Raw genomic sequence first — 24,546 nt, forward strand, 5'->3', positions numbered from 1 at the left:
GAATCAACCAGACAAAAAAGGACACATCATGCTACTGAGACACACACCCACAGAGATTACGGACAGAAAGGCCCTGATGATCAACCCGGCCAAAACCTGTCAGCCCATCGGCGCCATGTACGCGTCCCTGGGGATCCATGGCTGTATGCCCCACAGCCACGGATCCCAGGGGTGTTGCGCTTACCATCGAAGCACCCTGACCCGGCATTACAAGGAACCGGTGGTGGCGGCCACCAGCTCCTTTACCGAAGGATCGTCGGTGTTCGGCGGTCAGTCCAACATGCTTCAGGCCATCGACAATATCTTTACCGTGTACGAGCCTGACATCATCTCCGTTCATACCACATGCCTGTCGGAAACCATAGGGGACGATTTGACCCAGATCGTCAAGAAAGCCTACGACGACGGCAAGGTGCCCGAGGGAAAGCACGTGATCTACGCCCCGACCCCCAGCTACGTGGGCTCCCATGTGACGGGCTTTTCCAACATGTGCAAGGGCATCGTCAGCGGTTTTGCCGAAAAGACCGGTGAGCAGAAAAACCAGATGAACATCATCCCGGGCTTTGTGGAGCCGTCGGACATGGCCGAGGTCAAGCGCCTGGCAGAGGAGATGGGGGTGAAAACCGTTCTGTTTCCCGATACCTCCGGGGTGCTCAACGGCCCCCAGACCGGCAGGTACCATATGTTCCCCAAAGGGGGCACCACCGTGGAGGAGCTTAAGTCCACGGGGGACAGCATGGGGACCCTGGCCCTTGGCTCCTTTGCCTCCTCCCTTGCCGCCAAGTTCCTGGACACCAAGTTCAAGGTGCCGTGTCGGGTGCTGCCCCTGCCCATCGGGCTTGTGGCCACGGACCGTTACATCGACACCCTGCGGAAATTCGCCGGGGTGACCGTGCCGGACTCCCTGACCTTTGAGCGCGGCCAGCTCGTGGACGTCATGACGGACATGCAGCAGTACCTCTACGGGAAAAAGGTGGCCCTGTTCGGAGACCCGGACCAGCTCATCGCCCTCACCGAGTTTCTCGTGACCCTGGACATGGTGCCCGTGCACATCGTCACCGGCACCCCGGGCAAGGAGTTCGAAGCCACCATCGCCGAACTCACCAGGGACTCCCCCGTGCCCGTCAACATCAAATCCCACGGGGACATGTTCCAACTGCACCAGTGGATCAAAAACGAGCCCGTGGACCTTTTGATGGGCAACACCTACGGCAAGTACATCGCACGGGACGAGGACATCCCCTTTGTGCGGCACGGGTTTCCCATCCTGGACAGGGTGGGGCACTCCTACTTTCCCACAGTGGGCTACCGGGGCGGCCTGAGGCTTTTGGAGCAGATACTCAGCGCCCTCCTCGACCGAAAGGATCGCGACTCCTCAGAGGAGAGCTTCGAGCTGGTCATGTAAAAAAGGGTAACTATTCAGCTTGCCTCCGGCGGGTCGCTTTTTTGAAAAAAAGCTCCGCAAAAAACTTTCCGGTAAAAGGATTAGAGCAGTCAAAATCGCTTGAATTCATGCCAAAGCTGTCAAGACCTGTTTGTCAAACCTGCGTTTCATAAATCAGGCAAAAGTTTGGCCCCCGGCAGGGCCGCCGGAGGCAAACATAAGCTGAATAGTTACAATCAAAGATGTGTGAACGGCTCGTCATTCGCACATGTGCCCACGGCGGATCATCTTGCTCCAGGCGGGATGTTTACAGCTATTTTCAGGAGAGAGCCAATGAAACCAGATAAGGATATCAACAGCGTCAACCATCCCTGTTTTAACGTCAATGCCCGCAAGCGCTTCGGGCGGGTCCATCTGCCCGTGGCCCCCCGGTGCAACATCCAGTGCCGGTTCTGTGACCGGAAATTCGACTGCGTCAACGAGAGCCGCCCGGGGGTTACCAGCGGTGTGCTCTCGCCCTATCAGGCCCTGGTGTACCTGGAGCATGTGTTCGAGGCCAAGAAGAACATCTCGGTGGTGGGCATCGCCGGGCCCGGGGACCCCTTTGCCAACCCGTCCCAGACCATGGAGACCCTGCGCCTGGTCCGGCAGGCCTATCCCGATGTGATCCTTTGTCTTGCCACCAACGGATTGGGCATTGCCCCCTTCATCGATGATCTGGCCGCACTGGACACAGGGCATGTGACCGTCACGGTCAACGCCGTGGATCCGGCCGTGGGCGCGGAGGTGTATGCCTGGGTTCGGGACGGCAAGCGGGTCATCGGCTCCCAGGCAGGGGCGGCCCTTCTTATGGAGCGCCAGCTTGCCGCCATCAGGGCCCTGAAGCAGGCGGGGGTCATGGTGAAGGTCAACGCCATCATGATCCCGGGGATCAACGATCACCACATCGTGGAGATCGCAAAGACCGTGGCAGGCCTCGGGGTGGATATCTTCAACTGCCTGCCCTTCCATGAAAACAAGGGCTCTGCCTTTTCCCATATCCCGGAGCCGTCGGCGGCTGAAGTCACCGCCGTCAGGAAAGAGGCCGGGGTGTATATCCGGCAGATGACCCATTGTGCCCGGTGCCGTGCCGATGCCGTGGGGTGCTTGGGCGATGCCCAGGACAACGGCCTCATGGCCAAGCTCAAGGCGTGCGAGCTCATGCCCGAAGTGCCCGATTCCGTCTGGGAGTCCCCCCAAGAGAGCTGCCGGACCACCCACAGTGAGCGGCCCTTTGTGGCCGTGGCCTCCATGGAAGGCCTGCTGGTGAACCAGCACCTTGGCGAGGCCATGGAGTTGAAGATTTTCGGCAAGAAAAAGGGCCAATTCTTGCACCTGGAGACCCGGCCCACACCGGCAGCGGGTACCGGGGCCGAGAGGTGGCGGGAGCTTGCAGAGCGCTTGGCCGATTGCTCGACCCTGCTTGTGAGCGGCATTGGGGACGCGCCCCGCAAAGCCATGGCAGAGAGCGGGGTGGATGTGCACGTCATCGAAGGGCTCATTGACGAAGCCCTGGGGGCGGTGTTCGAGGGCCGAAGCCTGGACGCCATGGCAAAAAGGCCAGCCAGGCGGCGGGGCGAAATGTGCTCCGGCATGGGCATGGGCATGGGGTGCGGTTAATGGCTATCGGCCAGGTTGTAGGGTGCGCTTGCGCACCATCGAAGAATGAATCTAAAGCGATTTTAAGAGAAAAGGAGCAGATCATGGAATGTCCGAAACATCATATTTTTGTATGCGCAAGTTACCGTGTCTCCGGGGAACCCCAGGGGATCTGCCATAAAAAGGGTCGGTGTCTCTTCTCCAGTACTTTGAAGAGGAAATCCTGGATCGGGGCATGAGCGATGTCCTGCTCTCCAGCACCGGGTGCCTCAAGCAGTGCGAGCGGGGGCCCGTGGTGGTGGTGTACCCGGAAAATCACTGGTACGGGGGCATCGACTCCGAAGAGGCTGTGGACGCGGTCCTCGACGCCATCGAAGAAGGCACCGCAGCCGAAGCGTATCTCCTGACGGCCGTGGAGGCCTGAGGTGATGACTGATGGCGCCTACGTCCTCCGACTGGCAGGGCAGGAGGATATCCAGGGGCTGGTGTCACTTCTTGCTGTGCTGTTCGCCCTGGAAGCGGATTTTGCCATTGATCCGGAGAAACAGGCACGGGGGCTGCGCATGCTTTTGTCCCGGGACGACTCGGTGATCCTGTGCGTGGAAGCCGGGGCCCGCGTTGTGGCCATGTGCAGCGCCCAGTGCCTGGTTTCCACGGCCGAAGGCGGGCTCTCCGCCCTGGTGGAGGACCTGGTGGTGGAAGAGGTCCACAGGGGGCATGGTCTAGGGGCCATGCTCCTTGCTGGGGTGGAAGCCTGGGCCCGTGGGCTCGGCGCATCCAGGCTCCAGCTCCTTGCGGACAAGACCAACCGAAACGCCTTGGGCTTTTACTCGCGCATGGGCTGGGCTGAAACCCGCATGGTGTGCAGGCGAAAGAGCTGAATGGCTCTTTACGTATTGCTGTTTTTTAAGGGACATCTCTTTGCTATTTGGCAGGGTTTGTGGCAGCCTGACAGGCATAAACCCTGTCTTTTCCGTTGATTGTGCCTTTGCTGGTGACGTTTGCGGATGACAGGATTTTCAATCCCATTGCTTTGATAAGGAGAGAGCGAGCATGAAGATTCTGGCTGTAAACGGAAGCCCGACAACGAAAAAAGGGATGACCCACCTGATGTTGAACCTGTTTCTGGAAGGGGAGCCCAGAGGCGGGGGCAGAGGTGGAACGGTTCAATGTGGTGGACAAGAAGATCAGGTATTGCGACGGATGCTTCAACTGCTGGGTCCGCACCCCCGGGGAGTGCATCCATAAAGACGACATGCCGGCCATTCTGGATCAGGTGGCGGCAGCGGACGTGCTTATTCTGGCAACGCCTTTGTATGTGGACGGGATGACAGCCCAGATGAAGACCTTCACCGACCGGATCATTCCCCTGGTGGAGCCCGAGTTTGAAATGGTGGACGGTCATTATCGCCACAAGTCCCGCATTTCAAACATTCCGAGCCTTTTTCTTATGAGCGTCTGCGGGTTCTGGGAGATGGACAACTTCGACGGGCTGGTGGATCACGTCAAGCGAATCTGCAAGAACTTCCAGGCCGAGTACGCAGGGGAACTCCTGCGTCCCAACTCCTATGTCCTGGCCATGGAAGAACTCCTTCCCAAAGAGGTGCCCGCCATCCATGAGGCCATCAGGCAGGCCGGCAGGGAATTCGTCAAGGACGGCAAGATCAGCGAGGAGACCATGGCCGCGGCCGTGGCCCAGCCCATTCCCAAAGAGCCCGCGCTTTTTAGGCTCCGATATCCTTCTGGGGCGAGTGCCAAAAACCAGAAAAAATTCCTGTTTCACCATCGCGAGCAGACAGCCTAGTACGGGCTCGGCCTTCACGTTTGAGGTCGCTACACCCTCTATGGTTCATACCTGCAAGGCGGAGCCTGGGAGTGCGAAAAAAGAAGCCTCCGGAGGCAGTGCGATTAAATCCATAATGGGCAAGTATCGATAACGTATCCTGTTACGTCGAAGCGTGTGATCCAGCTCGCACATACCATTAGCGTTTGTGTCGGGCGAAGCCCGAGTAGAAGGCCCTTGCGCTTTGGCCCGAGGAACGAGGGGCAAAGCGCAAGGGCAATCAGCTTTCGAGGTGGCTCACCTCGCCGCCGGAGGCAATCTGAAATAAACGTAAAACCTCCGGCAGAGTTGCCGGAGGTTTTTTTGGAAGCTGAATAGTTACGACATACCTTACATTACTCAGCGTAGTCCGAGTACCCGTCCGGGAGCATCATAAAGGTGGCGGTGAGCTCGGTGGCAGCTCGGGCCAGGGGGCTGAGGATGCTTTGGTCCACCTTGTCCAGGGTGTCTTCCGAGGTGAGGAGGTAGACCGGGTAGCCGATCCAGTGGATGAAGTCGATGCCCGCCACCACGTGGAAGTGACCGGATTCCCCAGGCGGCACGTTGCCTAAAAGGGTGGAGTGGATGGCCACGGTGCGGTCGGGCTGAGCGGCTTCGAGCATGCGGGCCGTGGCCGCAATGGCTGTGGGGTTTTCATTGATAAAGATGGTGGTCAGGGCCCCGTGGTCCTGGACCACGAGTTTTCCTTCCTTGTTTTCCTTTACCCCGCTTGCCGCAAGGTGCTCCAGGTTGATGTTGATGATGGTGTGCTCCATGATGTCGTGCAGGTGGTCATGGGCAAAGAGTTCGGCGCCCAGGCCCCGGTAGTGGTGCCCGTCCGTGAAGATGAAGACGATGTTTTTCTCCCGCTTTTCCACCCGGCTCCAGTAGGCGGCCTGGGCAAGGACCATGGCCACGCCTGTGCCGTCTTCGGTGGCCCCTTTGAAGCAGGAGTCGTGGTGGGTGCTGATGAGGATGATCTCATCGGAGAGCTTTCCGTCCACGGGCTCGGTGGCCGGGAGCACCGCGTAGATGTTGTGGCCCTCTCCGGGTTTGACCTCCCCTGTAATGTGGACCCTGGCCGTGGCGCCGGATTCGGCGATTTCTTTGATCTCCTCTCCCTTGTGGCTGCTTACCCACATGCAGGGCATGGGTCGCATGCGGCCGTCGTAGGGCCCCCAGTGCGTATTGAGGTCACCGGGGTGGTTTTTCATGATGAGGACCAGCCCGGCAGCGCCCCTGTCGAAGGCCTGCCAGTACACCGCCTCATCGTAATGATCCTCGTCCAGGTACTCCGCCGGAAAATTGGAGCGGGTAAAGGTCATGGGAAGGGAGGTGAACAGGTTGATCCAGTTCTCCGGGTCAGATTTGGCGTAGCCTCCGTTGTAGAGCATGTCGATGAACCCCAGGGGCAGGTTGGAGAACTCGCATTCGGCCACCACCACCTTGCCCTGGATATTGCCAAGTTTGTCAAAGGACTCGGGGCTGCCGTCCCCGGCCCACACCATGGGGCCTGTGACCATGGAGCCGTTGGGGTTGTCCAGGGTCATGCCCGTGTTCACGGCGTAAAAGGCGTCAAAGGGCTTGAAGCCGTCGCCCCTGTCGATGTCCAGGCCCCAGTCCGTTGCGGTGTACACGGCCTCCAGGGCAAAGGGCTGATCATAGACATATGGGGCCCGATCATATTCTTTCCAGCCACCCGGTCAGGGTGGCAATGGCGATGCGGGATTCCGGTGAGCCGATGCGGCGGTGTTCTGTGGCGCAGATTCCCTCCACCCAATGGTCCTCTTCCTCGTTGGAGGGGATGAATCCGTCTGTCAGCGTCGGTACCGGAAGCGACTTTTCCCTTTTTCTCGCCAGGTTCCTGACGTTGTGAAAATGGGGGACCTGCTTGAGAAGCCCCGGAATCCTTTCCGTGGTATCCACCATGCCACCGGGCTCCCTGGGGGTGATCCAGCCTTGTGCCCTCGGGGTGGACCCTCCGGCAATGATGCCGAATTGGGGTTTGACCTTGTACCAGTAGTACACCCCGCCTTCCGCTTTTTCGTCTCGATATGTCTCGTTTCCGTCGTCCGCCCATCCCACGGGAAAATAGGGCCCGTTGAAGTTGCCGGAGCGAAGGATGTGGTACCCCGTTGCCCAGCTGACGGGTTGCCAGTGAAGCTCCACGGCATCGGGCAGGGTGCCCCGTGATGCCGTTATGGGTGGAGCCGATGCGGATGCGTGGGCGTAGGCCGCGATGAGCAGGGCGATGCCCAGGGAAAAACAGATGCAGCGAAACGTGGTTTTCACGTTGCGTGGTGTCATGGTGTCCTTCCTTTTTGTTGGGGTGGATACGATGGGGTTGGCTGCCCGTTGCGTGGTGGCGAAAAACCGGGGGTGAGGGGACGCCACAGGGCAGATGCTCAGTCAATTCCGGAATTGCGATGTAAGTTTGGGGATATCATCTCTGTTCGGTTGATTTACGCAAAGGAAAGGCACGCAGAAATGGAATACAGCGAGATCATGGATTGTCGTGAAATATCGGGAAACTTTATTGATGTACCCATGCAAATGGTTTGTCAATGGAGATGGAAAGGGCTCCATGTCACCGAACGGTGGCCTCTAAACCATGGAAAGATGGTTCAGGAATAAAAGAGATATTCTGTTCCGTGGTGTTGGCAAGAGAGGTATTTTCGAAGCAGGCAAAAAGGGTGAGTAAGATCTTTTGGGGAAGGAATGTGGGTTTGGTATTGGGCCGGTAAGGGACGCTCTTTTGCAAGAGCGTCCCTGTTTTTCAGATGGATACTAAAGCTTATGGGGTAAAAAAGAGATCGAGTCGTTTCTGGTCCACGGGCTTGTCTGTATACGAGCCAACCACAAAGGCGATGCCGCTGATGAGCATCCCGGCGATGACGCCGTGGCCGGAGAGCATCGGGGAGAGGGACTCCAGGTAACCGGGTGCCATGGGCGGGGTTTTTACCAGGTCGATGGCCACAAGGGCGATCTGTGTTGTGGCCCCGCAGACAAGGCCCGCCACAGCACCCTTACGGGTGGCCCGTTTCCAGAAGAGGCCGCCCATGAGGGGAAAAAAGTAGGAGGCGCTGGCGATAAACGTGGCGATGTGAATCGCCTCGATGATGTTGTGGATGAAGTAAGAGCAGAGGGTGGCCGCGCCGATGATGAAAAGGACGGAGAGGCGGTTGATGCGCATGATGCTCTTTTCATCCGCATCGGGGTTGATGTATCGCTGGTAGATGTCCCGGGAGATGCACGAGGCGCCGGAGGTGGCAAAGGTGTCGGCACAGGACATGGCGGCGGTGGCAAGGCCGATGGCGCAGAGGGCCAGGCCGAATTTGGAGAAGCCGCTTTCCGTGATGAAGACGAGAAGGGCGGGCTCTGCCTTGGCCATGCCTGCGGGAAAGCCCGCGGCGGCAATCTCCGGGTAGAGGCGGTTGAGGGCGATGGCGATGACGGCGCATCCGCCGAATACCAGGGTCACCAGCACGGCCCCGATGATCATCCCGGTTTGCGCGGCTTTGTCGTCCTTTGCAGCCCATACTTTCTGCCAGGGGTCCTGCTCGGTGATCCAGCCGGGAACGATGGAGAGGGTAAAGATCAGGACCATGGGGAGCCCAACAGAGAAGGGGTTGTACCAGGTCCCGGGGACGTCGCTTACCATCTTGGAAAAGCTCAAGGTGGTGTCTGCGTCGGTGGCGGCTCCCGTGGTCATGACGGCCATGGCCATGACAAAGAGAAAGAGGAGGGTGAACTGGATGCGGTCGGTGAAAACCACCGCGGAAAAGCCCCCTAAGTTGACATAAAGGGCCACGGCAGCCCCCACGATAAGCACGGAGTAGAGGGAATCCAAGCCGTAGAAAATTTCCAGCACCATGGAGAATCCTTTGATGTCCGAGACGGCAAAAAGGATCATGACAATGGTGATGATGATGGCCACCGGCCCCCTGAGGGAGTCGCCGTATCGCATCTCAAGGAGCTCCGGCTGGGTGATGGCCGGAAGGCGTTTCAGCTTTTTGACGAAAAGGGCAATGACCACCAGGGCGATGATGTTGGGGGCCACAAAGCCCCAGATAGACCCCATGCCCAGGAGCATGAAAAAGCCGGTAACGGCCAGAAGGGCCCCTGCCGTAAGCCAGGAAGCTGCGGCGGAAAAGCCGATGGACAGGGCATTAAGCTCCCGGCCCGCCAGAAAAAAGTCTACGCTGGTTTTCTGTTTCTTGTTGTAATAAATGCCGATGCCGATGAGGCTGCCGATGTAGAGGGCCAGAAGGCCGATGAAAATAGAGTAGTCGCTCATGATACCCTCGCGTTGAGTGTCCGGCGCGTTGCGCGGTTTATCCCCCGGCATCCTGGCCGGGGGATCCGGCGTTCGCTGTTACCAGGTGAGTCCCTGAAAGAAAATGTATCCCACGGCAAGGGGGGCCACCACCTTGCAGGCCACCTGCCATACGGGCAGGAGGGAAAAGGAGACGTCGCCGCCGTTGGTGACCTCGTTTTTGGCGATATCCGCAATGACCCAGCCGGTAAACAGGACAATGAACAACCCGCCCAGGGGCATCATGAGGTTGGAGGCGATGAAGTCCATGGTGTCCAGGAACCCTCTGATACGTTGAGGCCGCCTGCAAGGGAGATGGCCGACGGCACGCCCAGCAGGAAAATGCCGAAGCCGATGGCCCAGGGCGCCTTGTTTCTGGACCATCCCTTTTCATCGATAAAATGGGCGCAGACCACTTCCAGCATGTTCACCGACGAGGTGAGGGAGGCGATGACGAGCAGGAGGAAAAAGAGACCCGCCCAGAAAACACCGCCGAACATCTGGGAAAAGACCGCGGGCAGGGTCACGAAGGAGAGGCCCGCCCCGGAGGCCGGTTCAAACCCGAAGGCAAAAACCGCCGGAAAGATGATGAGGCCGGAGAGGAAGGCCACCAGGCTGTCCAGGATACAGATCTGGAAGGCCGAGGAGGGGAGGGGCTCCTCTTTTTTCAGGTAGCTCCCGTAGGTGAGCATGCCGCCGTTGCCGAGGCTCAGGGAGAAGAAGGCCTGCCCCATGGCGGCCAGGCACATGCCCCCGGTTACCTTGGAAAAATCGGGTTTCAGATAAAAGGAAATGCCTGCCATGGCCCCGTCCAGGGTCAGGGAACGCACGGACAGGATGAGATTATGAGAAACAGGGCGGGCATGAGGACCTTGCAGAATCGCTCGATGCCCTGGCCGATCCCTTTGGAGACCACCCAGATGGTGGCTCCCATGAACAGGGCCTGGTAGAAGATGACCGAGGGTGAGTTGGTGATGAACCCTTCAAAGGCCTGGCCTGCCTGGGCCGCTGCATCTGCTCCTGTGGGCAGTCCCTGGAACACCGACACAAGCTGGTCCCACATGGTCCAGCCCCGATGACGCCGTAAAATGAAAGAATAATGATGGAGGCGATGATGCCCAGCCATCCCACCATGGACCAGGCCTTGCCCCCCAGGCGCATGAGGGCGCCCACGTTGTTGCGCTGGGTGTTGCGCCCCAGGGTGAACTCAGCCAGCATGACGGTAAACCCTAAGGAAAAAACCATCAGAAGATAGATAAAAACAAAGGCAGCCCCTCCGTTTTCACCCGTGACATAGGGGAATCGCCAGATGTTTCCAAGCCCTACGGCGGACCCTGCGGACGCCAGAATAAATCCCAGTCGGCTTCCGAACTGGTCCCTCTTTCCTTTCTGTTGCATACCTTCGCATTCTCCAAATCTACATTGCGGGCGAAAAGGCCCAAAAAAAGAGGCCGGATACCTAAATAACATCGGGTACCCCGGCCCCATATGTGCGGTGGCACAGATTGCTTTTACCATCGAACCCAGTAAGGCGTGGCATGGGCAAAGGACGTTTATACAGTAACGCTCTTCCGCGTGTCAATGAGGGGCCTGTGTAAGCGGGGGAAGCAAGGGGGCTGTGCGGGGTTGGGTTGCTCGATTTTTTCTGGTTTGTGTTTGATTGTGAATCGTCCTATACTCTTGGCGCTTGATATGGGCTCCGGCCGCCTGTCTTTATGGTAAGGGGCGGCCATGGGGGTGCCATGGGCTTGTTTTTGTCTGGCGTATTATGTTTTTTGGGGAGCCTTTCGAGGCGTCCCCCCTTGTTAGAAAGGGTGTCTCATGACGGAAATGGAAGTGTTTGCAGGTGTGTGTGGGTTCAAGACGGTGATCACGGCCGACCCGACGGATAAATACAAGGCGGTCTGTACCCTTGAAACAGGGTGTCCGAATCTGAAAAAGGTGGCCGAGGCTCTGGGGGACGAGCCCCTGGATGTCATGAACGAGTTGTTTGCCAAAGGACAATCCAAGGTGATTACCCTCTGTACGGCACATCTTCCCCATGTCTCCTGTCCCGTGCCCGCAGCCATCCTCAAGACCCTTGAAGTGAGTGTCGGGCTGGCCCTGCCCGCGGATCCGGTCCTTACCTTCAGGAAGTGAATTGTTTTCAAGCCGTCTGGAGGCGTGTCGGATGCGCATCCGGTGTTCCGGGCGGCTTTTTTTGACCGGTTCATAACGGGTCTCCGGTCCCTGCGGTCCTTTGCCATGGCTCGTTTCGGTTTTTATTGAAGCTGTGGCGCGGATCTTTTATGATGGGTGCCGTGCAAGCACAAGCCCACGGAAATCTTCCGTGGCTGTGTTCCTGAGCTTCCGTAGCCGTCCCTCCACGTCGGTTGGCGTGTTCTCTTTCGTATCCATTTATCCAATGAGGCCCCATGACCAGAAAACCTTCCCGAACATCCCTGCTTTGTCCGAATTGCAGGCGCCTGATCAGCAATGACGAGCCGTCGTGTCCTTACTGCGGAATCCGCAAGCCCGGTTCGGGGCTCAAGAACAACGCCATGGTCCGCGGCATGTCCGATCCAGACCTTATTTTTAAGGTAATCATCGGGATCAATGTCGTGATGTATGTGGCCTCCCTTGTGGTCAGCGTGTTGAGGGGGGAGAGCGTGGGCTTGACGGGCAACCCCTTGAGCTTTTTTTCTCCGTCCAATGAAACCCTGCTGTTTCTGGGGGCCTCGGGGGTGGCACCCATCAACGGACTTGGGTACTGGTGGTCCCTTGTGGCGGCCAACTGGCTCCATGGCAGCATTTTGCACATTGTGTTCAACATGCTCGCCTTTCGGAACCTTGCGCCCTTTGTCATGCGTGAGTTCGGCACCTATCGTCTGGTGATCATTTTTACGCTGGGCGGGACCCTGAGCTATTTGGTGTCGTATCTGGCCGGAGTGGATTTGACCATCGGGGCTTCAGGGGCTGTCTGTGCCCTGGTGGGGGCGGCTCTTTACTTTGGCAAGAACCGGGGAGGGGCCTACGGCAACGCCGTCTACCGCCAGGTGAGCGGGTGGGTGGTGAGCCTTGCCCTTTTCGGGTTTATCGTGCCGGGGATCAACAACTGGGCCCACGGCGGCGGCATTATCGCAGGGGCGGGCCTGGCTTGGGCCCTTGGCTACCTTGAGCGCAAGCGGGAGTCCCAGAGAGACAAGTTCCTGGCCCTCCTGTGCGGGGGCGTGACCGCAGTAAGTATCCTGTTGGGGATTTTTACCGCGGCCACCACCATGCATGTGCATATCAGGTAGGAAAAAACAGTAACTATTCAGCTTGCCTCCGGCGGGTCGCTTTTTTGATAAAAAGCTCCGCAAAAAACGTTTCTAATGTGAAAAAGTGGACATTATTTCGGCGGAGCCTGGAACGGCTTGTTTGAGCTGAATAGTTACAAAAAAAACAGATGTATTCCATATCCGGCTGCGGGCCCCTGGCCCGCATCGGCAACACATATCTCGTGACCGCGCTCCATGCAGCAACGGTCACTTTTTTTATGGTGAGATCATGACACATCGACTTTGGCTGGCCCCCATGCAGGGCTACACCGAGCTGCTTTTCCGGGACGTGTATGCCGAGATTTTTTCCGGCATCGACGTTGCCGTTTCTCCCTTTATCTCTGCGCTTCCCGAAGGGCGCGCCAAGGACCGGGAGTGGAACGACGTCTTGCCGGAACTCAACACAAAGATGCCCGTGATCCCCCAGGTAATGGGCAGTGTGGCCGATGATATCGTGCTGCTTGCCAACCGTCTCTACGACCTTGGCCATCCCGTGGTGAACCTGAACCTCGGGTGCCCCTATAAAATGGTGGCCAAAAAGAAAAAGGGTTCGGGGATTCTCTGTTTTCCCGATGAACTGGATGCCCTTCTGGAGAGCCTGGTGAGCGGCATGAAAGGGCGCCTCTCCGTCAAGACCCGGCTGGGGCGTCACACCCGGGACGAGTTCCACACCCTCATTGAGATTTACAACCGGTATCCCCTGGAAGACCTCACGGTCCATCCCCGCACCGGTGTGCAGATGTACAAGGGAGACCCGGACCTCGATTTCTTCGAGTCCGTGCTCCCCGAGATCAGGCATCGCGTGATCTATAACGGAGACCTGTGGTCCCTTGATCGGTTCACGGCGCTGTCAAAGCGATTTCCCACCATCTCGGACTGGATGATCGGGCGCTGGGTGATCTCCAACCCCTTTCTCCCGGCTGAGATCAAGGGCGGCCGGTTTGATGACGAGACGAAACTGAGGCTGCTCAAGACATTCCATGACGCCATCTACACCCGCCAGGTGGAACGGCTCGATGGCCCCGGGCATGTGACCAACGTCATGAAAGCCTTCTGGGTCTATTTCAAGGACGCCTTTGAAAACGGCGATCGTCTCTTCAAACCCTTGCGCCGCCTCACCGATCTTGCAGCCTATGAAGCGGCCGTGGAGCAGCTCTTTGCCGGACGACCCACGGTGGCAGGCTGATCCTCATCCTATTTCCAGGCCCGGTGTCGCCAGGATACCGGGCCTTTTTCCCTTCGCCATGGCGATGGTCTGCAGCCCGTTGCCTTCCCTTTTTCCTCCTTGCCGTTCCTTGTGATCTGTATTGACTTCCGGCGATGTGATGGGTAGAACCGACGATGATACCGGTGGATAACACGTTCAATCAGCGATGATATCGTTTGCGAACGTGGGTGGGGGTGTCGATGGCCTTTCAGGGAGGTGCTCGGCATGCCTTGTGGAGACGATGCCGGGGAAGACGATGACTGGTGGGTTGGTGCGCGTCCGTTGGCGGGTTCTCAGGCTGCCGCGGAGATGGAGGGGGCGCATGGCTGTTATCGACGAATTTGTTCAGCCGGAGTTGGTTTTTCAGGATCGGGTGTCCGGGTACTACAGGGCATGGAGCACGGCGCACAGCCGAAAAGTCATTTTAAAGGTGTTGAAGCGTGAACGCCCCGGGGAGTCCGAGGTGGAGATGGTCAAGCATGAATACGCCATGCTGAGGGAATTGTCTCACCCCGGGATCATCAAGACCTTTGGACTGAAGCAGACGTCCCTTGGGCTGACCCTCATCCTGGAAGATATCGACGGCGAGCCCCTCAGAAAACTTTACGACACGGGACTTCCCGGTCGTGAGGTTCTCATCTCATGGTTCCTCGATTTCTCACGAACCCTTGCATACTGCCATCAGGCAGGCGTGGTTCACGGTCACATCAGCCCTTCACACATCATCGTTAACCAGGATACGGGTCGGGTTCAGCTGGGCGGGTTTAACAACGAGCCCGGGGTGATCAGGGACGACGAGTTCCAGGAGGTGGATCACCTGCTCACGGCCCTTGCGTACAGTGCCCCTGAACTCACCGTCGCCAGGGAAGGGGAACCGGATCACCGCAGCGATCTTTACTCTCTGGGCGTGGTGATGTACGAGGCCTTCACCGGTCGCCTCCCCTTTGACATGGAGACCGTGGGGGGGATGATTCATTCCCGGGTGGCCCTGACACCCGCGCGACCCTGCACGCTCTGCTTTGAGATTCCCCGGTGGCTCGATGAAATCATCATGAGCCTGATGAACCGAAACCCGGAAGGGCGCGTTCCCTCTGCCGAGGCCCTTATCGAGGCCATAGAGGCGGGCATGCGCACCGGTGAGTCGGCCGACTACCTCAGCCTGTGGTCCTCGCCGGATGGCTAGGTGTGCTCTGCGGCAGGGATGACGAGAAGCGGGAGCTGGCGCAATGGGTCAAGGGCATCGCCGAAGCCGGTGCCGCTGCCTTTGAACGGCCCGGTGTGATGGTGCTCTCCGGGGCGGCTGGATGCGGTAAAACAGCCCTGGCCGAGTGGCTTTGTCGGTATGCCCGCCAGCATCACCCCGAAGTGATCGTGGCCTCCGGCAAATTTGATCAGAGTGTGGAGAGGCCCGGTGCCGCCTTTGTCGGTGCACTGCAGCAGGTGGTGAGCACCCTGCTGGGGGAGCCGGACGCCAAGCTTCGGGAGTGGCGAAAGGTCATCAAGCGCCTCATGGGGGACGGGGTGGCCGTCCTGTTGTCCATGGTGCCCGATTTCTCCCTGCTTTTGGATACGGAACAGGGTGACACCACCTTGGACCTGGAATCATCGGCCAAGGCCAACGTCATTCACATGGCCATGGCCAACTTTTTCCGGGTGTTCAGGCAGATGGGACGCCCCCTTATCCTGTTCATCGATGATATCCAGTGGGCCGATGAAGACTCCCGCCTCTTTCTCAACCTGCTGACAGGTATCTCCGGGGAGAAGGTGGGGCTGCTTGCCGCCTTTCGAACCAGTGAGAGCAAAAGCGTTCTGGTGGAATCGTTTTTCCAGGCTTCGACCATGAAGAAAGAGGGCATCGTGGATGTGATGCCCATCCAGGGGCTGGACAGCCTTGCTGTGGAGACCTTTCTTTCCATGTGCCTCGGCGAGGACAGAAAGAGGATCGCCCCTTTGGCCGAGCTGGTGTATGCCAAGACCGGCGGCATTCCTTATCATGTGAACGCCTTTCTCGAACGGATTCTTTCCGGCGGCGAGCTGGTCAGGGCCCACGGTCCCGAGGGGGAGACCTGGCACTGGAACCAGCAAAAGCTCGAGGCCCTTCCCATGTGTACCTCGGCGGCCCAGTGGATATCCGAGAGGGTGGACGGCCTGGACATGCAGATGAGGCGGCTTGTGGAGTCGGCCTCCCTGCTGGGGCACAAGGTCGTTCCCGAACTCCTTGCCATGGTGGTTCAGCGCTCGGAAGAGAAGGTCAGGCAAGGCCTTGAGGTCCTTTGCGATAAAAAAATCCTGGTGCGTACCCGGGAGGGATACTGTTTTGCCCACGACCTGGTGCAGAAAGCCGCCTATGAGCGCATGACGCAAGGTCAGCGGGAACTGGCCCACTTCAGCGCAGGAATGCATATCTATGAGGGGCTCAAGCATCGTCCCGGTCCCTACCTTTTCGATATTGTCTACCAGTTCAATGCCTCGGGGTCGGTGCCCATACGGGAGAGCTACCGCAAGGAGCTGGTCCTGTTGAACCTCGATGCCGGCAAGCAGGCCATGGAGACCTCCTCTTTCGGCCAGGCCCTGGAGTGCTTTCGGTGCGGGCTCAGGTTCCTGGGGGAAGACGGGTGGGAGCGGGAGTACTCCCTGAGCCTGGAGATGACCTCGGCCGCTGCCGAAGCCGCGTATGCCCTGGGGGAGTATGCGGTCATGGAGGCCCATGTGGCCACCGTGGAGAAAGAGGCGAGAAACGACTGGGACTGCGTGAATGTCTGGCGCATGCGAATACGCGGAGCCATTGCCGCCAACGACCTGACGGGTGCCATTGCCTTTTCAAGGGAAGCGTTGGGCCGGTTCGGCTTTCGCCTGCCCGAGAGGGCCTCCCGGCTGCACCAGCTGGCCGGGCTCCTGCGCATTCGCAGTTCCCTGGCGCGACTGGGGCGAAAGGGACTCGAACAGGTTCCTGTGATGACGGATGCCGAGCATCTTTCCATCATGGAGCTTTTCTTCTCGGCCACCATGGCTGCCTATCTCTCCGGAAGCGAGCTGTCTCCGCTGATTATCTTCACGGCCCTGCGCTACAGCTTGAAGCACGGCCGCTCCAAACACACACCGTTTCTCCTGGCTGCCTACGGGTTTATCTGCCTTCGGGTCGACAACAAGGTGGAGAAGGGAACGGCTCATGCCTACAACGCCCTTTCGCTCCTGGAAAAAGAGGAGCAGTCCGGGGTCCGGGGCAAGACCCTGTCCCTGACGGTCTGCCTTGTCCAGCACTGGAAAGAGCCCATTCAGGACCTGTTTCCGGTGTACCTGCGTGCCTATGAGCAGTCTTTGGCCGAAGGGGACACAGAGTATGCGGGAGGGGCTGTCTCCGCATGGTTTTACACCCGCTTTTTCGGCTCCGACGACCTGCACCAGCTGGCTCGGGACATGGTGACCTACGGGGAGGAGATGGAGCGCCTCAGGCTTCCCTTTACAGGGACCGTCCGTAACCTTCAGCAGACAGTGGCCAATCTCACGGATGCCAAAGCCCAGCCCGTATCATTTTCCGGGCCTTTCTTTACCGATGATGAGCGCCCCCGCGGGGGTGACATGCCCAACGACCATATCGCCGCATTGAACTACCATATCACCAAAGGCCTCCTGGCTTTTCTCTTCTGGCACGATGCCCGGCCCATCATGCGTCGGTATGCAGCCCTCATCGACATGGTGACCAGCACGTACACCATTCCGGTCTTTTCGGCCTTTGCCGCGGCGATCTGCGCGCGGCACGGCGGAGGGGGGCTCCCATTCCGGCAGAACGGATGGATGAAGCTGGTCCGGGATATCGAGAAAAAACTGGGCAAAGCGGCGGTGGATGCGCCGTGTAACTTCGCTCATCTCCATGACATGGTGCGGGGAGAACGATTCCTGGCCCGGAAGAATGTCCAGAAGGCGGTTTTTCATTTTGAACTGGCCGCTGAAAAGGCCAAGAAAAACAACTTCACGTTCCACGAGGCGTATGCCTCGGAGAGGGCCGGTGCCTGCTATCTGCAAATGGGGAGGAAGCGCCTGGCAAGGGTGTGCCTCACCGATGCGGTGAACCTCTGGCGGTTCTGGGGGGCCGAGGCCAAAGCCCGCAAACTGGAGACAGACTACGAGCAGGTGCTCTGGCGCCTCCCCTCCATGGCCGGGAAGAATCGGTGGTTGCCCCGCAGGGGGTATTCCGGCGAGGCGTGCTGTTCAAGTGAGGGGGTTCTCGATCTGGAGGGACTCTCCAGGGCCTTTGAGGCCCTGTCCACGGAACGAAATTACGACCGGCTCGTCAGGAAGCTTGTCGACACAGCCCTTGAGTACGGCGGGGCCGAGGCCGGGGCGGTCTGCCGCACGGATGACGGCCAGGTTCGGCTGGAGGCGTGGAAGGGGTTTGGTGCGGAGGAGGTCTCCCTTTGCGGGTCTTCCGTTCTTTCTGAGGAGACCCGGTTGCCGGTGGCGATGATCCATTACGTGGCCCGGACCGGCAGCCTGATTCAGTACAACCACGGTGAGACCCCCGTGGTCTATGATCCCTACTTTGATGACTTTGGGTGCGGCAGTGCCATCTGTATTCCGTCCATGGTTCAATCCCGGCAATGCGGTATCCTCTACCTTGAAAACCGGACCCTGGACCATCTTTTCGACGGGCGGCGCCTGCGCGTCTTAAAAACCCTTGCCTCTCAGATGGCCGGGGCCATGGAGAACACCCGGCTGTATGAAAGCCTGAAGGACCAGGCCGAAAAACTCCAGATGGTGAACCGGGTGCTGAAAAACGAGGTGACGGACCGCAGGGCCAAGGAAGCGGCACTCAAAGAGAAGGAGAGGGAACTCAAAGAGTCCGGTGAAAAGCTGTCCGAGGCCAACATCTCCTTGAAACAGATGTTGAGCAAGAGCGATGAAAACATGAGTGAGATCCAGGAAAACATGATGAGAAATGTGGATGACTTGATTTTACCCTACATCGAAAGGCTCAAAGGGACCCATCTGACAAAGGCCCAGGAGAACCTTGTGGAGATGCTGGGGAAGAACATCGAGGACATCCTCTCTCCCTTTGCGCGGAACATCAATGCCGGCTATTTTCGGTTGACCCCGGCCGAAATCCAGACCGCCCAGCTTGTGCGCAGCGGAAAGACCACAAAGGAGATCGCCGACCTGCTCAACCTCTCCCCCAGGACCATCGATGCCTACCGGGACAGTATTCGGGAAAAATTGGGGCTTAAGAAAAGTGGGGTGAACTTGAAGGTTTATCTGATGCAGATGTAATCAACACGGTATGGATTACCGTATTTTTACCGTGTTTTTACGGTTAACACATTCCCGATGAATCTGCTAAAGATTGTGTTACCTTCGGTTCGGACGCCTCATCTGACAAGGCGAATCCAGGAACCCTATCCCACCTCACAAGAAATCGATAATTCCCGATGTCAGACCTTACATGATCAAGAGACTATTTTTCACCCTCGGGCTCCCTGGCATTAACGCTGCTCTCCGCGGCGTAGGGAGCCCGGTCCCTCCTTTCTCACTGTGTTCCCTTCCCGTTGACAACGGCAGATTCGATCCCTATATTTCTTTGACTGTTTTATGATGGGGCGCCACAGGCACCAAACGCTTCAGCGCCGCTTTGACGCAACGCCTGCCGTTGCATTCATCGTTTTTGAGCCCGACCACAGACGTCAAAGGAGAGTTTGTTCCCATGAAGATCGCGTTCCCGACAGAAAAATTCGACGAACTTGAGAGCCCTGTATACAACCATTTCGGATCAGCAAATTTTTTCGTGATTGTTGATACGGAGACCGAAACCTGTGAAAAGGTGCTGAACCAGGACCTGGACCATCAGCACGGCAAGTGCCAGCCCCTGAAGGCCCTGGGCGGGCGTTCCGTGGATGCGGTGGTGGTGGGGGGCATTGGTGGCAGCGCCCTCGGAAAACTGAAGCACAAGGCGGTACCTGTTTATAAAGCCGTGGAGGGGACGGTGCGGGAGAACCTCGCCAAGCTGGACAAGGGAGAGCTCAAAGAGTTTATGCCCATTGATGTGTGCGGCGGTCACGGAGATGCCTGCGACCATCACTAATGCGGGCCGTGCCCCGAGCCCGCAAGGCATGGGGAAGGCATGATACAGATAACTGACGGCAGTCCTGGTTTGTAAGGGCTGCCGTTTTTTGTTTTTCAGCCCTTGTCACGTACCGACAAGACGCCTTGATCCGAGATGTGAAGGGGGCTTTCCGGAAAATCTTCCAGGGAGAGGCGTGCCGCCTCCTTGGCCGCCCCGTGGGATGGGTCGGTAACGGGCAGGCTTTTGTAAGGCTGTCGCAGGGAGCGGATGCGTCCTTCCACAAACCGGCCATCGGGCGCGAGGGAGACATTGAGGACAGGGGCCAGGCCCTTGGGGCCTTCCAGGTTAAAGCGTGCCCAGGTAAAAAAATTTCCGAGACTGTAGGCGATGAGACGCCCTTTGTAGAGCTCCATGCCGCGGACCACATGGGGCCCGTGGCCGATGACGAGATCGGCGCCCGCGTCCACGACGTCATGGGCAAATCCATGGAGATCACCCCGGTTTTCCCCGAGGTAGGTCTCCGTCGCACGGGGCACATGCTCTGCTCCCTTTCCCTCAGCCCCGCCATGCATGGAGACAATGACCATGTCACAGATGCTGCTGAGGGTTCGGACGCGCCTGACCGCGGCATCTCTGTCCAGAAGGTCCGCCACCCCCTTGTGGGGGGCAAAGGCTGCAAAGCCGATGTACAGTCCGTTGGCGTAGAGAATGTCCCAGGGCTTTTCCAGGGTTCCGGCACAGGCAATCCCGCTTTTCCCGAGCCGCGCAACCGTGCGCCTGCGGCCCGGCTCCCCGAAATCGCTGATGTGGTTGTTGGCAAGGCTGAACAGGTTGAACCCTCCGCGCTTCAGTATGTCGGCATACCCGAAGGGAATGTTGAAGGCGTAACACGTGGTTGAGTTTTTACAGGCCTTGAGGCAGGGCGCGTCCCCGGCCATGGTGCCTTCGAGGTTTCCGAAGCGGACATCCGCATCCCCCAGGATCCGGGCAAAGGTGGTGGCGAAGACCTCGTCGGGGATCGTGGAGAGGTATTTGGGGTCCGGAAACGAACTCGACGGCATGATGTCACCCACCGCTGTGATCGTGAGCCCGGCCCGTTCCGCAACGGCCGGTGCGGGTAGGCACAAAATGCAGATCAGCAGGAGGATGAGAACGCTAGCGTGTGGACGGCATGTCATGGTGGCCTCGTGAATCGTGGTGTCGTTTGTCTGAAAATGGAGAGTGTAGCCTTATCAGGCGGATAACGCAAAGGAAAGCTTCAGGAGATTTCCCACGGGCTGAAGGGCGCAAAGACGGCGTTGGCGGCTGAATGCCAACAGGCCCGGGAGGTTTTGCTCGCATCCAGCCAGAGGGCTGCCGTCTCCTGTGCGGGGCCGTGCAGTACGGAGACGCTGTTGAGCCAGGCGTACTGGAGCCGCTCGCCGTGTTCTATAAGAAGGTTCATGGATCGGAAACTGTTGTCTGTCAGGGTTTTCTGGAACTGGATGATCTGCTGCATCAGGTTCAGAGGGTTCATGGGAGGATCCTTTGGTTGTGGGGTTGTCGTTGTGCGCAAGTATTGGGTGACCGTTGGAAAACACAAAAGGCGCTGCCGGTTCGGTAGCGCCTTTGAGTCTTTGGAAAGCTTGAAAACATGGCCTCCAAGTCGTTACTTCTCATCTTTGGGCTGCAACATGTCGATGAGCCGATCGTAGTGATCGGTGACGTACTTTCGGAACTCGTTCTGGTTGCTGGTGAGCTGGGCCTGCCACTCATCCAGGAAAGCGCGACCGGAATCGGGGATTCCCTTGTTACCCGCCATGAACGCCGTGGTGACCTTCTGCGACTGTTCCTGCATCTTCAGCATGGTGTCGAAGGTGGTGTTGAATGCACTTTTCTGGAAGTCAATGAATCGGACTCCCATGCGTGCGGCATCGGACGTGTTGAACATCTCCATGTTCTTTGACATATCCCAACTCTTCCATACGTCAAAGCCTTTCATCATGTCGGTAAAAGCCTGGTTCATGGGTTCCTCCTTGAGGGCGGGGCATGCATTGAAGTGATTTGGGGTGATACGCACCTGATACCGGAATGGCCCGATGTCCGACGATCGGTGTCGATCAGGTAATCAGGCACACGCGGGATGTTTGGTATGCGCAACGATGATGTCATCGTAAAAAGGTATTGCCGAAAGCGCCTTTTGTGGCAAACCCCACGGTATCTCGGAAAGGCGGTTCTTGTCGTGTAGCGTTCTTTCGGTTAGGGAATAACCTTTTGCGATGCCACCAAATTTAGGGTCCTTGAAAACGACAAGCCGTACCAATACCGGCTGAAAAACATCGTAAGTCAGAGATATAACGAGTTGAGCTGAAGTGGAATACTGTTGAGTACCGGATCATGGTGCGGTGAAGACCCGGTGACTTGCGGAGATCACGTGCAGTATCAAGCTTTAGTGACAAATGATATAGGTAAAAGGATGTATTGTCAACACGATATGATGGAAATGCCCGCAAGCGATTCATCCATGTAAAATGGGTTTTCCGGGCGTGTTCAAGGCTTCAGGAGAAGCCATATCAAGACCAAACGGTCTGTTGAAAAAATGCGGGGCAGGGGGTATAAGGAACACGAAATAAAACGACAGGGATACCCATTACCGACAGTTTGGAGGCGATTTTTATGATAAAGGCAGGAATTATCGGGGCCACGGGATACACCGGAGCCGAGCTGGTGCGTATGCTTTCGGCTCACCCGGATGTGGAACTCACCGTTATTACGTCACGTCAATACGAAGGAAGTCCCATCAGCGACGTATACCCCTCCCTTTCCGGGCGGTGCGAGCTGGTTTGTGAAGCGTTTGACCTCGAAACCTTCTGCGACCGGGTGGACATCGCCTTTACCGCGCTTCCCCATAAAATTCCCATGGACATCGTGCCCGGCCTCCTGGAGGGCGGGGTTCGCGTGGTGGACCTCTCCGCAGACTTCAGGTTCCGCAATGTGGCGGATTACGAAGCCTGGTACCAGCCCCATACTGCCCCCGAACTCTCCGAGCAGGCGGTCTACGGCCTGTGCGAACTCTACCGGGATCAGATCCGTGACGCGCGCGGTGCAAAGCCCCAGCATCATACCATTCTCCTGGCCCTTGTGCCGCTGCTGAAAGCCGGTATCATCCGGGCCGAAGGGATCATTTCCGATTCCAAGTCCGGGGTGAGCGGGGCGGGCCGGGGCCTCTCCCTCGGGTCCCATTTCTGCGAGGCCAACGAGTCGTTCAAAGCTTACAAGGTTGACGGACACCGCCACAGGCCTGAAATCGAAGAGGTGCTTTCCGCAGCACACGGGGACGAGGTGGAGATTACCTTTATCCCGCACCTGATCCCCGCCACCCGGGGCATGTTGTCCACCATCTACTGCACCCTTGAAGACGGCAAAACCGAAGAGGATGCCCGAAAGGTCCTTGCCGAAACCTACGAGGCGAGCCCTTTTGTCCGGCTGCGCGAGAAGGGCAGGGTGCCCGATATCCTTCATGTTCAGCACACGAACTTCTGCGATATCGGCCTTGCATCCGATGCCCGCGGCGGTCGCCTGGTGGTCATGTCTGCCATTGACAACCTTCTCAAGGGGGCGTCCGGGCAGGCCGTTCAGAATATGAACATCATGGCTGGCCTGGATGAACGGGCCGGGCTTCTGTAGCGTGGCGGCCCTCGATTCAAAGGGCGATGCGCCGGATTGTCCTCTTTTTCGTTGACAGGCAGGTAGCTGTCTTTCATAATCAGCGAAATGTGACCGGCGGTCAGAAAATGAACCGATTTTGTGTGCCGGTTTTCCAGAAGAACGGACAGGTGGTGAGATGGCGCGACGACAGCAGGAAAAATCCATGGAGACCCATGACGAGCTCAGGGCCTCGGCGATTCATTTTTTCGGGGAAAAGGGGTTCAACACGACCACCATCTCTGAGATCACCGAGCACGCGGGCTATGCCAAGGGGAACTTTTACAGGTACTGGAAGAGCAAAGACGATCTCTTCCTGAGTATCATGGAAGAGAAGTACCGGCTCTACAGGTCACGCCGCGTGGATTCCCTGAACCAGGCGTCCAGCATGGACGATGTCATCGGGGTCATCATCGATTTTCTTGAACAGATCCTTGACGACGGCAAATGGGCACGGGTTTTTCTTGAGTTCACCATTCACGCATCGGGCAACGAAGAGGTGAGAAAAGAGCTCAACAAGAGTTTTTACCGCCTCTCCAGCGATCTGTTTGCAGATATCGTGGCCCCCCATCGCAGGGCGCCTGTTTACCCGTCGAAGAAACTGGGCGGCATTGTTACCGCCCTTTTTGAAGGGTTCCTCATCCAGATCCTGTTGGGCTCCAACAGCATCGACAAAGAGGATCTGCGCCGGCCATGCAGTTCTTCTGGTGCTGCACATCGACAATCCATAAAACGAGACAGGCGGGGCAGAGGGATTTGATCCTTTTGCCGGCAACGCCTGTCTTTTTTGTGCCTGTGAATGACCGGCGGTCATAAAGTGGGCGACGGTCACGAGCCTGTTTGGGCGCAATCACGATACAGGAAAGCGAAGGAGAATGAGCGTGGGGAAGAGAATGAAGGCAATGGGTCTGGGGTGGACGGTAATGGCAGCTCTCTTTGGGGTGCTTGTGCTGGTGGGGTGCAGTGGGGACAACGGGGGCGGGAAGAAGGCGGCCCCGGAAAAGGCCGCGGCAACCAAGGCCGCTTCGCCCCTGGAGCAATGGAAGCCCGGATTCGACCCGTCCACGGCCACATACCGCTGCATTGTATCCAAATACTCCGTCCCGTTCATGAAGCAGTATCTGCCGGGTTTGCCATTGTGA

Annotated in this window: 22 protein-coding genes and 2 pseudogenes; 14 read left to right on the forward strand and 10 right to left on the reverse strand. The window is 58.0% G+C overall.

Annotated features, from left to right (window positions below; translation table 11 throughout):
- The first annotated feature begins 28 nt into the window (after positions 1-28).
- The 5 genes and pseudogenes from nifK to ACOYW2_RS09715 all read left to right on the forward strand — a co-directional run.
- Positions 29-1,405 (forward strand): nitrogenase molybdenum-iron protein subunit beta, encoded by a 1,377-nt coding sequence (nifK, locus tag ACOYW2_RS09695; protein ID WP_482770262.1) that lies wholly within the window; start codon positions 29-31, stop codon positions 1,403-1,405.
- A gap of 312 nt (positions 1,406-1,717) precedes the next feature.
- Positions 1,718-3,043: a nitrogenase cofactor biosynthesis protein NifB gene (nifB, locus tag ACOYW2_RS09700; RefSeq protein ID WP_482770263.1), complete on the forward strand. Its 1,326-nt coding sequence runs from the start codon at positions 1,718-1,720 to the stop codon at positions 3,041-3,043.
- Positions 3,044-3,212: 169 nt separating this feature from the next.
- A complete protein-coding gene (locus tag ACOYW2_RS09705; RefSeq protein ID WP_482770264.1) occupies positions 3,213-3,446 on the forward strand; it encodes a (2Fe-2S) ferredoxin domain-containing protein in 234 nt (77 codons plus the stop codon).
- A gap of 4 nt (positions 3,447-3,450) precedes the next feature.
- Positions 3,451-3,903 carry a GNAT family N-acetyltransferase gene (locus ACOYW2_RS09710; protein ID WP_482771009.1) on the forward strand — a complete coding sequence of 151 codons (453 nt, stop codon included), beginning with the start codon at positions 3,451-3,453 and terminating at the stop codon, positions 3,901-3,903.
- A 269-nt stretch (positions 3,904-4,172) separates the two neighbouring features.
- A pseudogene (locus tag ACOYW2_RS09715) lies at positions 4,173-4,826 on the forward strand (flavodoxin family protein); the annotation flags it as partial.
- 374 nt (positions 4,827-5,200) lie between these two features.
- Here the strand turns inward: ACOYW2_RS09715 and ACOYW2_RS09720 are convergent.
- The 7 genes and pseudogenes from ACOYW2_RS09720 to ACOYW2_RS09750 all read right to left on the reverse strand — a co-directional run.
- The gene (locus tag ACOYW2_RS09720; protein ID WP_482770265.1) at positions 5,201-6,481 is read right to left on the reverse strand and encodes a M28 family peptidase; all 1,281 of its coding nucleotides are present in this window, start codon (positions 6,479-6,481) and stop codon (positions 5,201-5,203) included.
- A gap of 43 nt (positions 6,482-6,524) precedes the next feature.
- Complete coding sequence (locus ACOYW2_RS09725; protein ID WP_482770266.1) at positions 6,525-7,151, reverse strand: hypothetical protein; 627 nt, start codon at positions 7,149-7,151, stop codon at positions 6,525-6,527.
- A gap of 487 nt (positions 7,152-7,638) precedes the next feature.
- Positions 7,639-9,141, reverse strand: coding sequence for a sodium:solute symporter family protein (locus tag ACOYW2_RS09730; RefSeq protein WP_482770267.1), 1,503 nt, complete (start codon positions 9,139-9,141; stop codon positions 7,639-7,641).
- Between the two features lie 78 nt (positions 9,142-9,219).
- The gene (locus ACOYW2_RS09735; RefSeq protein WP_482422753.1) at positions 9,220-9,429 is read right to left on the reverse strand and encodes a hypothetical protein; all 210 of its coding nucleotides are present in this window, start codon (positions 9,427-9,429) and stop codon (positions 9,220-9,222) included.
- Positions 9,402-9,962 (reverse strand): sodium-dependent transporter, encoded by a 561-nt coding sequence (locus ACOYW2_RS09740; RefSeq protein ID WP_482422754.1) that lies wholly within the window; start codon positions 9,960-9,962, stop codon positions 9,402-9,404. Before ACOYW2_RS09740 ends, ACOYW2_RS09735 begins: the two co-directional genes overlap by 28 nt.
- Before the next feature lie 14 nt (positions 9,963-9,976).
- Positions 9,977-10,222, reverse strand: a complete 246-nt coding sequence (locus ACOYW2_RS09745; RefSeq protein ID WP_482771119.1) for a hypothetical protein — start codon at positions 10,220-10,222, stop codon at positions 9,977-9,979.
- Positions 10,223-10,245: 23 nt separating this feature from the next.
- A pseudogene (locus ACOYW2_RS09750) lies at positions 10,246-10,677 on the reverse strand (hypothetical protein); the annotation flags it as partial.
- A 303-nt stretch (positions 10,678-10,980) separates the two neighbouring features.
- On the opposite strand from ACOYW2_RS09750, the gene ACOYW2_RS09755 reads away from it, so the two are divergent.
- The 6 genes from ACOYW2_RS09755 to ACOYW2_RS09780 all read left to right on the forward strand — a co-directional run bounded on the left by ACOYW2_RS09755 (position 10,981) and on the right by ACOYW2_RS09780 (position 19,738).
- Complete coding sequence (locus tag ACOYW2_RS09755; protein ID WP_482416482.1) at positions 10,981-11,298, forward strand: DUF6951 family protein; 318 nt, start codon at positions 10,981-10,983, stop codon at positions 11,296-11,298.
- 275 nt (positions 11,299-11,573) lie between these two features.
- A complete protein-coding gene (locus ACOYW2_RS09760; RefSeq protein ID WP_482770268.1) occupies positions 11,574-12,437 on the forward strand; it encodes a rhomboid family intramembrane serine protease in 864 nt (287 codons plus the stop codon).
- 250 nt (positions 12,438-12,687) lie between these two features.
- Positions 12,688-13,644, forward strand: coding sequence for a tRNA dihydrouridine synthase (locus ACOYW2_RS09765; RefSeq protein WP_482770269.1), 957 nt, complete (start codon positions 12,688-12,690; stop codon positions 13,642-13,644).
- Between the two features lie 343 nt (positions 13,645-13,987).
- Positions 13,988-14,848 carry a serine/threonine protein kinase gene (locus tag ACOYW2_RS09770; protein ID WP_482422755.1) on the forward strand — a complete coding sequence of 287 codons (861 nt, stop codon included), beginning with the start codon at positions 13,988-13,990 and terminating at the stop codon, positions 14,846-14,848.
- A gap of 2 nt (positions 14,849-14,850) precedes the next feature.
- Positions 14,851-18,930 (forward strand): AAA family ATPase, encoded by a 4,080-nt coding sequence (locus ACOYW2_RS09775; RefSeq protein WP_482770270.1) that lies wholly within the window; start codon positions 14,851-14,853, stop codon positions 18,928-18,930.
- 430 nt (positions 18,931-19,360) lie between these two features.
- Positions 19,361-19,738, forward strand: a complete 378-nt coding sequence (locus tag ACOYW2_RS09780; RefSeq protein ID WP_482422757.1) for a NifB/NifX family molybdenum-iron cluster-binding protein — start codon at positions 19,361-19,363, stop codon at positions 19,736-19,738.
- A gap of 95 nt (positions 19,739-19,833) precedes the next feature.
- On the opposite strand, the gene ACOYW2_RS09785 is transcribed toward ACOYW2_RS09780, so the two are convergent.
- From ACOYW2_RS09785 to ACOYW2_RS09795, 3 genes are all read right to left on the reverse strand, one after another.
- On the reverse strand, positions 19,834-20,898 hold the full coding sequence (locus ACOYW2_RS09785) for a CapA family protein (RefSeq protein WP_482770271.1): 1,065 nt from the start codon (positions 20,896-20,898) through the stop codon (positions 19,834-19,836).
- Positions 20,899-20,978: 80 nt separating this feature from the next.
- On the reverse strand, positions 20,979-21,236 hold the full coding sequence (locus ACOYW2_RS09790; protein ID WP_482416476.1) for a hypothetical protein: 258 nt from the start codon (positions 21,234-21,236) through the stop codon (positions 20,979-20,981).
- Between the two features lie 132 nt (positions 21,237-21,368).
- A complete protein-coding gene (locus ACOYW2_RS09795) occupies positions 21,369-21,725 on the reverse strand; it encodes a hypothetical protein (RefSeq protein ID WP_180146430.1) in 357 nt (118 codons plus the stop codon).
- A gap of 650 nt (positions 21,726-22,375) precedes the next feature.
- On the opposite strand from ACOYW2_RS09795, the gene argC reads away from it, so the two are divergent.
- The 3 genes from argC (at position 22,376) to ACOYW2_RS09810 (ending at position 24,546) form a co-directional block, all read left to right on the forward strand.
- Complete coding sequence (gene argC / locus ACOYW2_RS09800; protein ID WP_482770272.1) at positions 22,376-23,386, forward strand: N-acetyl-gamma-glutamyl-phosphate reductase; 1,011 nt, start codon at positions 22,376-22,378, stop codon at positions 23,384-23,386.
- Between the two features lie 157 nt (positions 23,387-23,543).
- Positions 23,544-24,164, forward strand: a complete 621-nt coding sequence (locus ACOYW2_RS09805) for a TetR/AcrR family transcriptional regulator (RefSeq protein WP_482770273.1) — start codon at positions 23,544-23,546, stop codon at positions 24,162-24,164.
- A gap of 133 nt (positions 24,165-24,297) precedes the next feature.
- Complete coding sequence (locus ACOYW2_RS09810) at positions 24,298-24,546, forward strand: hypothetical protein (protein WP_482770274.1); 249 nt, start codon at positions 24,298-24,300, stop codon at positions 24,544-24,546.

Source organism: Desulfoluna sp. CLI2B (assembly GCF_056847375.1).